General features: G+C 71.0%; 8 protein-coding genes. 3 read left to right on the forward strand and 5 right to left on the reverse strand.

The features are described 5' to 3' along the window. Window positions 1-138: 138 nt before the first annotated feature. Window positions 139-2,607 carry an ATP-binding protein gene (locus tag OHA64_RS42165; protein ID WP_405622474.1) on the forward strand — a complete coding sequence of 823 codons (2,469 nt, stop codon included), beginning with the start codon at window positions 139-141 and terminating at the stop codon, window positions 2,605-2,607. A gap of 273 nt (window positions 2,608-2,880) precedes the next feature. Here OHA64_RS42165 and adh read toward each other — a convergent pair whose 3' ends face one another. The 5 genes from adh to xylB all read right to left on the reverse strand — a co-directional run bounded on the left by adh (window position 2,881) and on the right by xylB (window position 9,814). Next, the gene (adh, locus tag OHA64_RS42170) at window positions 2,881-4,404 is read right to left on the reverse strand and encodes an aldehyde dehydrogenase (protein ID WP_405622475.1); all 1,524 of its coding nucleotides are present in this window, start codon (window positions 4,402-4,404) and stop codon (window positions 2,881-2,883) included. Between the two features lie 220 nt (window positions 4,405-4,624). Continuing rightward, entirely contained in the window at window positions 4,625-5,929 is a 1,305-nt protein-coding gene (locus OHA64_RS42175; protein ID WP_405622476.1) for a GAF domain-containing protein, read from the reverse strand. Window positions 5,930-6,023: 94 nt separating this feature from the next. Further along, window positions 6,024-6,623, reverse strand: coding sequence for an N-acetylmuramoyl-L-alanine amidase (locus OHA64_RS42180; protein ID WP_405622477.1), 600 nt, complete (start codon window positions 6,621-6,623; stop codon window positions 6,024-6,026). Between the two features lie 449 nt (window positions 6,624-7,072). Then, window positions 7,073-8,281, reverse strand: coding sequence for an ROK family protein (locus OHA64_RS42185; protein ID WP_405622478.1), 1,209 nt, complete (start codon window positions 8,279-8,281; stop codon window positions 7,073-7,075). Between the two features lie 87 nt (window positions 8,282-8,368). Continuing rightward, on the reverse strand, window positions 8,369-9,814 hold the full coding sequence (gene xylB, locus OHA64_RS42190) for a xylulokinase (RefSeq protein WP_405622479.1): 1,446 nt from the start codon (window positions 9,812-9,814) through the stop codon (window positions 8,369-8,371). A gap of 169 nt (window positions 9,815-9,983) precedes the next feature. On the opposite strand from xylB, the gene xylA reads away from it, so the two are divergent. Next, window positions 9,984-11,150, forward strand: coding sequence for a xylose isomerase (gene xylA / locus OHA64_RS42195; RefSeq protein ID WP_405622480.1), 1,167 nt, complete (start codon window positions 9,984-9,986; stop codon window positions 11,148-11,150). A gap of 446 nt (window positions 11,151-11,596) precedes the next feature. Continuing rightward, complete coding sequence (locus OHA64_RS42200; protein WP_405622481.1) at window positions 11,597-11,857, forward strand: hypothetical protein; 261 nt, start codon at window positions 11,597-11,599, stop codon at window positions 11,855-11,857. The last annotated feature ends 1 nt before the right edge of the window (window position 11,858 follow it).

Here is an 11,858-nt window from a genome sequence, read left to right on the forward strand (position 1 = left end):
GGAGTACCAAGAGACCTGCTGGAGACATGGCCCGGAAGATTCCGATTCCCGGATGTGCTGGTCGCCCTGACGGAGGGGCAACACGCGGATGGCATGGGGCCGGACGACGGGGGGCCGTCCCGGCCCCCCGCTGATGAGGTGGACGGCGGAGCGCTCGCCACTGCCGTGCTCGCGCACATCGGGGGCATGCCGGCCCGCGCGGCGTTCGACGCCCTGCTGGAGCGGGGGGAGCATGACGTGGCCGAGCGTCTGTTCGAGGTCTGCGCGGAGTTGCGTGAACGTGACGGCGCGATTTTGGCCAGGAAACTGGAGTCCGCTCGCGTGGGCAGCGCGGAAGTGGTGCGGCAGCGCATCACGAGACTGTCCCGACGCGCGGAGGCCGCGGGGGTACCGTTCGAGCAACCTGACACGGCGGCCCTGGTCGGACGTTCCCGCTCGCGCGTCGCTGCCGCCGAAGACGTACTGGTCTCCCTTGAGCGAGAACTCGATGCGCAGGTGGACGCCCTTGCCCACGAGTTGGAGCAACGCATCACAGAGCAGGAGCAGGGGCAGAAACAGGAACAGGAACAGGAACAGGCGGTTGACGAAGGCTTCGCCGCCGCACGTGTGCGGGCGCTGCTCGCGGCCGGCGAACTGGTCACCGCCAGAGCGCTCCTGAACCGGGAGCCCATCGGAGTCCTCATTCCGGAGGCAGTTACGCCGCTCCCTGTGTGGGACAGGGACTGGGCGCCCGAAACGCTCCTGGAGTACCACCTGGACCCCGTGGTGCGCCGGCCGCCGGAGTTTGCTGCCTGGCAGGCTGCCGACGACGATGCCAAAGCGTTGCTCGCAGCGTTCGACCGGCTGTCCCGCGAGCCGTCTCGCGAGGCTGCGGAGGGCTTCGCGAACACGCTCGGACGTTTCCTCGGAGCCTCGGGCAAAGGGGCCGAGGGGAGCCGTGTGGGCGGGGGCTATTACACCTACTTCGACGGCCTGTTCAGCAGTGAGCCGTTCTCGGGGCTGCGCCCGACGGGACGGGTCGACCTCTACGTCGCCGACCCGGAAGTTACCACAGTGGCGGCGGAACTCGCTGCGCAGGGCCCCATCGTGGCGGTCGGTCCCGGCCTGGTGGTCACCGGTTACACCGACCGTCAGACCGTCGGCGTCCTCTGCCTGCGCGACCTGCTCAGGCTGGCCGTGCTGCGCACCGATCGGCGGGCCGGACTGCTGGGGATCCTCGCCGGGCAGTGGCCCGTCGAGGCGTTCATCGGCAACAGCCCGGCGGCGCTCGGCAGGGTCCTCGGCGACGACGCCGACGTGGCCTGGCGGACCCTGCGGTGGATTACCCGCCTGTCCCTGCACGGCGGTGCTTCCATGGTCCAGGTGATGGAGAACTGCACCGGCATGGAGCCCGAGCTCCTGTGGGTGATGCTGCGGTACGCACAGGCGGCGACCGTGCCCGCCACGCAGGATGGACTCTGGGTCGCTGAGACGGGCGGCTGGCGCGGGGACGAGGCGCTTGTCCACGCGCTGCGGGCCGAGTTGCTGGCCCGCTGCGGAGAGCAGGCGGCGCAGGCCGCGTGGTGGGCGTCCCTGACGGTCTGCGACACGGAGGACGGATGCCTCACACGTGAGGACCTTGCGGACAGCGCCGAGCTCTGCTCGACCTGGACGGCCGCCAAGGCCCAGGTGCTGGCGGGGGCGGAGACACTCGTGGCGCGCGGTCTGCTCGAGCTCGTGCGGCGGGACGCGGAAGCAGTACCCACAGCGCCGGAAACCGCTGATGTCTCGGCGGGCGAGGAGGACAGCACCTGTCTGCGGGTGCCGCTGAGTGGAGTCGTGCGGGCGCTGATTCCCATGGCGGAGCGGGAGTTGACGGGCTTGCTGGAAGAGATGGAGCGGGCCGAGGGCAGCGACCTGATGGAGGGCGACACCGCTTCGGCCGGGGACGATTGCCCGCCCACGTTCCCGGGCTGGACGACTTGGCACCGCAACCGCTTCGCTCCCGTACCTTCCTACCTCAGATACATCGAGGCGGAGACGCAAGGTGCCGACGCCGACGAACTGGCCGCCGTAGCGGTACTGGCGGACCGGGAGCTCCACCAGAATTCTCCCGACGATCTGGTCGCCGGGTCGGTGTCGGAGAACGCGGACCTGGGGGCTGTCCTGGCGGCCCTCGCCGCGGAGTGCCAAGAGCAGTATCCGACGGTCCGTCTGGATCTCCGCTGCCCCGAGCGGTTGGGGGTCGCGGTGCCGGAGCCCGTGTTGCGCGCCGTGCTGTATGAGGTGATGGACAACGCTGCGGAGGTGGTGGCGGGCCGGGGCGACGGGCTGATGCAGGTATCGGTGGTGCTGGAGAGTCCCGAGGTGTTGGTAGAGGTGCGGGACAACGGCCCCGGGCTGCCGGCCGACGTACGTGCCCGGAGGATCTTCCAACCGGAGTGGACCACCCGAGGCTCAGGCCGCGGGTGGGGGCTGCACCGTGTGAAGAGATTCCTGCGGGCCCTGGAGACTCTGACGGTGGAGACGGACGCGGATGTCCTCACCTCCTCCCACCCGGCTCTGACAGGCGCTGCCCTTCAGCTCGTCCTGCCGGAACACGAGGCTGACCCGCCCTCAGCGACGTAGCTCCGTCCGTGACGTCTCCGGCAGGCATGCCCACCGGCTTTTTCGCACGCCGGGAGGCTCTTCGTAATGTGGATGTGGCGATCGGTGCCGTGGGACAGCCGGGCGAGGACGACCGAAGGACACCCTGGGCGGGAGTCTGGTTCGTGACTGGTCCGGGGACAGTCCTCGTGCAGGTCGACCATCGACCTGAGGCAGCCTGTTGCTTACCCAGAGTGACTCCGGTGTCGGACTGCCTGGAGCGTAACGGCGCCTCCAGGCAGCCGACTTGAGGCTCTAGAAAAACCCAAGTTTCTTCGGACTGTATGAAACAAGAATGTTCTTCGTCTGCTGGTAGTGCTCCAGCATCATCTTGTGTGTCTCACGCCCGATCCCCGACTGCTTGTATCCGCCGAAGGCGGCGTGCGCGGGGTAGGCGTGGTAGCAGTTCGTCCAGACGCGGCCGGCCTGGATCGCCCGGCCCGCGCGGTAGGCCGTGTTGATGTCCCTGGTCCAGACGCCCGCACCGAGCCCGTACAGCGTGTCGTTGGCGATCTTGATCGCGTCGTCGAAGTCGTCGAAGGACGTCACCGAGACCACCGGACCGAAGATCTCCTCCTGGAAGATTCGCATCCTGTTGTCGCCCTCGAAGATGGTCGGCTGGACGTAGTAGCCGCCCTTCAACTCACCGTCGTACTGGACGCGTTCACCGCCCGTGAGGACCTTCGCGCCCTCCTGCCGGCCGATGTCCAGATAGGAGAGGATCTTCTCCAGTTGGTCGTTGGAGGCCTGGGCGCCGATCATCGTGTCGGTGTCGAGGGGGTGCCCCGGCTTGATCAGCTCCGTGCGTGCCACCGCCGCCTCCAGGAACTCGGCGTATTGGCCGCGCTGGACCAGCGCCCGGGACGGGCAGGTGCACACCTCACCCTGGTTGAGCGCGAACATGGTGAAGCCTTCAAGCGCCTTGTCACGGAAGTCGTCGTCGCTTGCCCATACGTCGTCGAAGAAGATGTTGGGCGACTTGCCACCGAGTTCCAGGGTGACGGGCTTGATGTTCTCCGAGGCGTACTGCATGATCAGCCGCCCCGTCGTGGTCTCGCCCGTGAACGCCACCTTCGCCACCCGCGGGCTGGACGCCAGCGGCTTGCCCGCCTCCGCGCCGAAGCCGTTGACGATGTTCACCACGCCGGGCGGGAGCAGGTCTGCGATGAGGCTCATCCAGTAGTGGATGGACGCCGGGGTCTGCTCGGCGGGCTTGATGACGACCGCGTTGCCCGCCGCGAGGGCGGGGGCCAGCTTCCATGTGGCCATCAGGATGGGGAAGTTCCACGGGATGATCTGCGCGACGACGCCCAGCGGTTCGTGGAAGTGGTACGCCACCGTGTCGTCGTCGACCTCCCCGAGTGAGCCCTCCTGCGCGCGGATCGCTCCCGCGAAGTAGCGGAAGTGGTCGATGGCGAGCGGGATGTCGGCCGCCAGCGTCTCCCGGACGGGCTTGCCGTTCTCCCAGCTCTCCGCCACCGCCAGGGGTTCGAGGTGTGCCTCCATCCGGTCGGCGATCTTCAGCAGGATGTCGGCGCGCTCGGTCACCGAGGTCCGGCCCCAGGAGGGGGCGGCCGCGTGCGCCGCGTCGAGTGCCTTCTCCACGTCCGCCGCGGTGCCGCGCGCGACCTCCGTGAACGGTTGACCGTTCACGGGGGACGGGTTCTCGAAGTACTGTCCGCGGGCCGGTGGCACGTACTCGCCGCCGATGAAATGGTCGTAGCGCGCCTGGTAGGAGACGGTCGCGCCCTCGGTTCCGGGCGCCGCGTATCGGGTCATGCCGGTCTGCCTCCCTCAGAAGCGCTGCCCGCCGTTGGGCAGCTCTCGGTCCGAGGCTAGGAAGCGGGAGGTTGCACATACGTTGCGTGGCCGCCGCCCACACGGAGCCCGGGTCACGGAGCCCGGGCAACGGAGCCCGGGCAACGGAGCCCGCATCGCCCGGCCGAGGTCGCGTGAACCGAGGTCGCGTGAACCGAGGTCGCGTGAACCGAGCGTCCGTTCAGGGCGCCGTAGGACGTGACCACGCGGCCGGCGCCGCCAACTCGGACTCCAGTGCCGCCAGCCGCGCCCGGACCGCCGCCGTCGGCCGCACCGTGGCGAGCGCCCGCCATACGTCCAGGTCGTCCTCGCCCCACGGAGCGTGCGCCCAGTCCGCCAGCAGGTCGGGATCCCGGCGTGCGATCAGCGCCGAACGCAGGCCGTCGGCGAGGCGCCGGCGCAGCCGCACCACCGCCGGTGCCTGCGAGCCGGGCAACAGCGGACCCGCGTACGCCGTCGCCGCCGCCGTCACGGCGCCGGCCTCCAACCGCCGTTCGACGACGGCGACATCCGACTCGACCGGCACGGTGAGCCGGTAGGGACGCGACGCGAGCAGACCCGGACCCAGCATTCGGCGCAGCCGGGCCAGTTCGGCGCGCAGCGTCACCGGCGTCACCGACTCGTCCTGGTACAGCGCGCACAACAACTCGTCGCCGCTCAGCCCCTCCGGCCGGCCGGCCAGCAGCACCACGATCTCGCTGTGCCGACGGCTGAGCCGGATCCTGCGCCCACCGGCGCACAGCTGTGCCTCGTCGCGGCCCAGCGCGCTGAGCTCCGGCATGTCGACCGCGGGCTGCTCGGGCAGCTGCAGCGCCAGCTGGGACTCGGCGGCCCGCGCCACTGCCTGTACGAACCCCAGGCTGTGCGGATGCGCCAGGCCGTGGCCGCCGGTGATGTCGACGGCCCCGAGCACCCGCCCGGAGCGGGGGTCGTGCACCGGAGCCGCCGCGCAGGTCCAGGGCTGCACCCGCCGGATGAAGTGCTCGGCCGCGAACACCTGTACCGGCCGGTCCACGGCGACCGCCGTGCCCGGCGCGTTCGTCCCGACCGCGGTCTCCGCCCACCGCGCCCCGGGGACGAAGTTCATCCGGTCCGCCTGGCGGCGGGTGGCCGGATGACCTTCGACCCACAGCAGCCTGCCGTGCGTGTCGCACACGGCGAGCAGGTGCTCGCCGTCCGCGGCGAACGTGCCCAGCAGCTCACGGAACAGCGGCATGACCCGCGCCAACGGGTGCTCGGCCCGGTAGGCGCCGAGGTCACCGTCCGAGATCTCCACGTTCGCGGTGCCGTCGGGCCCGACCCCGGCCCGCGCCGAACGCCGCCAGGAGTCGGCCACCACCGAACGCACCGGACGTGGCACGGTGCCCGCCTCCGTGAACGTCTCGTGCGCGCGCAGCAGCATCCGCACACGCTCGGCGGGGTCGGCCCCCGGCTCCAGGGCCACCCAGGGTTCGGACAACTCGGCCTCCCCGAAAGGCGAACTCATGGGGACATCGTCACTCCGGGTACGCGCGCGGACAACCGTTTCGACCGTGGTCCCGAACGCCGGGCCGGGACCGCTAGTGGTTCCGCAGCGTCGGTCAGGCGAGGTCGACCAGATACATGTAGCGGTCCCAGTCCCAGTGGGGGCCGGGATCGGTGTGGTCCGCGCCCGGTACCTCGTAGTGTCCGATGATGTGTTCCCGGTCCTTGGGAATGCCGTAGTTGGCGCAGATCGCGGCCGTCAGTCTCGCCGACTGCTCGTACAGCGCGTCGGTGAAGTAGGCGGGCTGGTCGACCCAGCCCTCGTGTTCGATGCCGATGCTGCGGGTGTTGTAGTCCCAGTTCCCCGCGTGCCAGCCGATGTCGGCCTCGCGGACGCACTGCGCGACATGACCGTCCAGCGATCGGACGACGTAGTGCGCGGACACCTGTGTCTGCGGATTGCGGAAGATGGCCAGCGTGTCGGCGTACGTCTCCTGGGTGACGTGGATGACCACGAAGTCGAGGGGATAGGAGGCGGGACGATCGGAGACCGTGTAGTTGGACGCGACCGCAGGCTGCCATTCGGCCGACGGGTAGTCGACGGCCCGGCCCTGCGCTCGGGCGAGCGTGTCGGGCAGCAGCGCGGTCGGGAGGGCGGCGAGGGCGGCGCCCTGCAACAGCCGTCGCCTGCTCGGGAACGATCTTGCGCGTTCCATACGGAGTGCCTTTCGAAGGTGGTGGGGGAATTCACTCGTGGGCAAGGGGCACGCGCAGCCTCGTAGCGTCGCCGCTGCCTGCCGAAGCCGGGCGTGCACCCTCGGTGAGTTTCGCGCTCGGGCGGCCGTTCCTTGCGGATCTTGGCCACGCGGGTGTGGTTGGTGTCGCACACGCCGGCCATGTGACCTCCCGACGTGTGCCCCGGCAGGTGACCCCGCCGACATGTGATCCCTCTTCAGCTGGACCCGGCCGCTGTCCACGACGGCTGCGCCCTGCGTGAATCACGGTACGGCGCTTGTCCGTTGGGCGGCGGAGCGTCGTGTGCCGCGGTGGACGGCGGCACGGTTGTGGAAAACCTGCTCACCCGGACGAGGGAAGCCGCCGCGGATCGGTGGTGGGTGGTTGGGAGGTGGGTGGTCCGGCCCGAGCCGGCGAAGTCGCCCAGCCATCAGGCCCGTTCGGCCACCACCGCCGGATCGTCCAGCACCGCCCGCACCACCGAGTGCGCGGCCCCCAGCAACGGTCCCTCGGAACCCAGCCGTGACACGGACACCGGGCAGGCGGGCCCCGCCGTGCGTCGGGCCAGCTCCTCCCGCAGCGTCGGCAGCAGCCAGGGCGCCAGTCCCGCCAGCGCTCCGCCGAGCACGACGCCCTCGGGATCCAGCAGGTTGACCGCCCCGGTCAGCGCGATCCCGAGCGCCTCTCCCGCATCCCGCAGGGCATCCCGTACGTTCTCGTCCCCCTGCGTGGCCCGCTGCGCGAGCAGCCCCACGCGGTCCTCACCCGGCTCCAGACCGGCCGCCCGCAGCACCGCCTCCTCACCGGCGTACTGCTCCAGGCAGCCGCGTCCGCCGCACGGGCAGTCCGGCCCGTCCGGATGGACCGGCACATGCCCCAACTCGCCCGCGAAACCCCGGGTTCCGTGCAGCAGGCGGCCGTCCACGACGACCGCGGCACCGATGCCGATCTCGGCGGACACATGCAGGAAGTCGCGTGGGGTGCCGCCACCGAGCCAGAGTTCGGCGAGGGCACCGAAGTTGGCCTCGTTGCCCACCGTCGGCGTGAACTCGGCGGGCAGCAGGGCACCGAGGTCCGTGTCGTGCCAGTCGAGGTTCGGGGCGCGTACGACGGTCCGGGCGTCACGCGCCACCAGACCGGGCACGGCCACGGCCAGCCCAGCGGGCCACAGACCCTCGCCCTCCGCCTCGGCGACGACCCGGCGCACCAGGTCGGTGAGCTCCACGATCACCGGTTCGGGGGAGCGGCCCCGGTTCGCGCCGTACCGCACCGCCCGGGCCCGTACCTCTCCGCGCAGGTCGACCGCGCACACCGCGAGGTGGTCGACGCCGATCTCGGCGCCGATCCCGGCCGGTCCGCGCCCGCTGACCGCGAGCGCCGATCCCGGCCTGCCCACTCGTGCGGGCCGCTCGGGACCGAGTTCCTCCAGCAGTCCCGACCGGATGAGTTCGTCGACGAGGCTCGACACCGCGGCGCGGGTGAGACCGATGCGCGAGGCGACGGTGGCGCGGGACAGCTGTCCCTCGGCGCTGACGGCGTGCATGACCCGGGCGAGGTTGCGCCGCCGCATGCCGGCCTGGGTGTCGGGCAGCGCACGCCCGGGGCCGGCCGGGCGGGCCTCGTGCAGCGGTGCGGTCATGCCTCCGTGCGTCCTCGGTCGGTGGTGTCCGGCGGTCGGTTGACGGCCGGGTCCGCACGTCGACTGTCGTGCGTCACAAGGTGTCCGTCAGCTCTGGCCCGTCCCCCGCTCCAGCAGCGGGGCCGCGTCGGAGAGTACCCCGGAGATCCTGGCCAGGGCCGTCTCGTCCCGCTCCACGGCGTCGAGCACCGGCCCGGCTGCCGTGTTCCAGCGTCGGGCGACCGCGCCCGGGTCCTCGCCGGTCAGCAGGCCGGCGGCCTGGGCAGCGGCGCCCAGCGCGACCAGTTCCTTTGCCTCGGGTACCTGAACGGGGCGCCCCGACAGCCGTCGTACGGTCTGCTGCCAGGCCGTGCCCCGGGCGCCACCGCCGATCAGCAGCAGCGGGGTCGAACGGTCGGCGTCCTCGTCGAGGACCAGGTCGAGCGCACCGAGCAGCGCGTGGACGGCGCCGTCGTACGCGGCCTGCAGCAGCTGGCCGCCGGTCGTGTCGTGGCGCAGGCCGTGCAACAGCCCGGAGGCGTTCGGAAGGTTCGGGGTGCGTTCGCCGTCCAGGTAGGGGAGGAGGGTGACGTCCGCCGTCGGCTCCACCGCCTCGCGGTCCAGGCCCAGCAGCGCGGCTACACGGTCCACGGCGAGTGTGCAGTTCAGGGTGCAGGCCAGCGGCAGCCAGTCGCCGTGGGCGTCGGCGAAACCCGCCACGGTGCCGGTCGGGTCGGTGGGTCGGTGTTTGGACACCGCGTAGACCGTGCCGGAGGTGCCCAGGCTCAGCACGGGGGTGCCGGGGCGCAGGCCCAGCCCGAGCGCGGCGGCGGCGTTGTCGCCGGTTCCGGGAGCGACCAGGGTGCCCTTGGCGAACGGCAGGTCGTGACCGTCGCGCACCGTACCGGCCACCTCACCGGGGCGCACCACACGAGGCAACAGGGCGGGATCGAGCCCTACGTGGCTGAGGATCTCGTCGTCGTACGACTCGGTCGCCGACGCCCACCAGCCGGTGCCGGAGACATCGCCGCGATCGGTCGTGCCCTGGCCGGTGAGCCGCTCGGTGAGGTAGTCGTGAGGCAGGCGGACGGCCTTGGTGGCGCGGAGGTTCTCCGGCTCGTTCTCGGCCAGCCAGGCCCACTTCGTGACCGTGAAGGAGGCTGCCGGAACGGAGCCGACGCGTTCGGCCCAGAACTTCGCGCCGCCGAGCTCCTCGGTCAGCCGACGAGCCTGCGGCGCCGAGCGCACGTCGTTCCACAGCAGGGCCTCACGCACCGGATCCCCCTGTGCGTCCAGCGTGACCAGGCCGTGCTGCTGCCCGCCGATCGACACCGCGGCCGCCTCGCGCGCAGCGTCCCCGCACTGGCGCAGTGCCTCGCCCAGGGCGTGCCACCACTGGCGGGGGTCGCTCTCGCGGCCGGCCCCCGAGGACACGGTGTGCGGAGCCTGTCCGTGGGCCACCACCCGTCCGGTCGACGCGTCGACGACCAAGGCCTTGGTGGACTGTGTGGATGTGTCCACACCGACGACGAGCGGACCCTCGGATGCTGACATCGGGCTCTCCCTAAGTGCGGCTCATGACTCTCACTGCGTTCGCGTCTCTGCCTGAAGACATCCCGCGGACATCTTGTCCCTTCCCAGAGACGCGTCGGCATACTAATTTGTAAATCGCCATGACGAAATAGTCGGCAGCAAGCAGTCGCAAGCAACAAGGAGCCGCGGCATGAACTACCAGCCCACCCCCGAGGACAGGTTCACCTTCGGCCTGTGGACCGTCGGCTGGCAGGGACGGGACCCGTTCGGCGACGCCACCCGCCGGGCCCTCGACCCGGTCGAGTCGGTGCAGCGCCTGGCCGAGCTCGGCGCCCACGGAGTGACCTTCCACGACGACGACCTGATCCCCTTCGGGTCTTCCGGCACCGAGCGCGAGGCGCACATCAAGCGCTTCCGTGAGGCTCTCGACGCGACCGGCATGAAGGTGCCGATGGCCACCACCAACCTCTTCACGCACCCCGTCTTCAAGGACGGCGCGTTCACCGCCAACGACCGCGACGTGCGCCGCTACGCCCTGCGCAAGACGATCCGCAACATCGACCTCGCGGCCGAGCTCGGCGCCGAGACCTACGTCGCCTGGGGCGGACGTGAGGGCGCCGAGTCCGGTGGCGCCAAGGACGTACGCGACGCCCTCGACCGCATGAAGGAGGCCTTCGACCTCCTCGGCGAGTACGTGACCGAGCAGGGCTACGACCTGCGCTTCGCGATCGAGCCCAAGCCCAACGAGCCGCGCGGCGACATCCTGCTGCCCACGGTCGGCCACGCCCTGGCGTTCATCGAGCGCCTGGAGCGCCCCGAGCTGTACGGCGTCAACCCCGAGGTCGGCCACGAGCAGATGGCCGGGCTGAACTTCCCGCACGGCATCGCGCAGGCACTGTGGGCGGGCAAGCTCTTCCACATCGACCTCAATGGCCAGTCCGGCATCAAGTACGACCAGGACCTGCGCTTCGGCGCCGGGGACCTGCGTGCCGCCTTCTGGCTGGTCGACCTCCTGGAGAGCGCGGGCTACGCGGGCCCGAGGCACTTCGACTTCAAGCCGCCGCGCACCGAGGACCTCGACGGCGTGTGGGCGTCGGCCGCGGGCTGCATGCGCAACTACCTCATCCTGAAGGACCGCGCGGCCGCCTTCCGTGCCGACCCCGAGGTCCAGGAAGCCCTGCGCGCCTCGCGTCTGGACGAACTGGCGCAGCCCACCGCGGCCGACGGCCTCAAGGCGCTGCTCGCGGACCGTACGGCCTTCGAGGAGTTCGACGTCGAGGCGGCCGCCGCGCGCGGGATGGCCTTCGAGCGGCTCGACCAGCTGGCGATGGACCACCTGCTGGGAGCGCGGGCCTGACCGCACGCGCGCGTGCCGCCGGTCCTTGAGCGGCCCGCTTCGAGCTCCCCGCACGGAATGTGGCGGAATCATGCCGTCCATGGCATGAGGCCGTATCAACGTCCGTGCGGGGGGCGCGACATGCCCGGATCGGAGCGACTCTGGAGGGTATGGGCATGCCGCCGGTACCCCCTCGACCGCCCGGACCGCCGGACGACACACCGCCTCCGGGCGGCGGTTTCGGACCGCCTCCTGACGGCTACGGCCACCCTGGACCGCCTCCTGACGGGTATGGCCACCACGGGCCGCCTCCTGACGGGTATGGCCACCACGGGCCGCCTCCTGACGGCTTCAGCCACCATCCACCGCCTTCGTACGGCGGTTCGCCTCCCACTCAGCCCCTGAGGCCGACCGGCGATCCGGGCGGCCCCAGAAGGCGGCGCGGCCCCCTCTGGGCCCTTCTGGTCTTGATCGCGGCTGCCGTAGCGGTCGTCGCGCTGGTCCTCATGGAGTCGGGGAGCGACGATTCGCCGGAAGAGCAGCCGCCCGCCGGGAGCAGCGCCGGCACCAGCGACTCTCCGGCGCCGTCGTTCCGCCTGCCGACCGACATGCCCAGCGGACTGCCCAGCGATCTGCCGTCCGGGTTCCCGACCGAGCTGCCGAGCGACTTTCCCAGCGGACTCGAATCTCTGTTCCCGTCACTGGCCGACGAGCTCCCGCAGCCATGAG

The sequence above is a fragment of the Streptomyces sp. NBC_00076 genome, from assembly GCF_045041235.1.
Lineage (GTDB): Bacteria > Actinomycetota > Actinomycetes > Streptomycetales > Streptomycetaceae > Streptomyces.

Coding starts and splice junctions, on each gene's coding strand:
- adh (WP_405622475.1), bottom strand. CDS start 4,404: ATGACCCGATACGCGGCGCCCGGAACCGAGGGCGCGACCGTCTCCTAC.
- OHA64_RS42175 (WP_405622476.1), bottom strand. CDS start 5,929: ATGAGTTCGCCTTTCGGGGAGGCCGAGTTGTCCGAACCCTGGGTGGCC.
- OHA64_RS42180 (WP_405622477.1), bottom strand. CDS start 6,623: ATGGAACGCGCAAGATCGTTCCCGAGCAGGCGACGGCTGTTGCAGGGC.
- OHA64_RS42185 (WP_405622478.1), bottom strand. CDS start 8,281: ATGACCGCACCGCTGCACGAGGCCCGCCCGGCCGGCCCCGGGCGTGCG.
- xylB (WP_405622479.1), bottom strand. CDS start 9,814: ATGTCAGCATCCGAGGGTCCGCTCGTCGTCGGTGTGGACACATCCACA.
- xylA (WP_405622480.1), top strand. CDS start 9,984: ATGAACTACCAGCCCACCCCCGAGGACAGGTTCACCTTCGGCCTGTGG.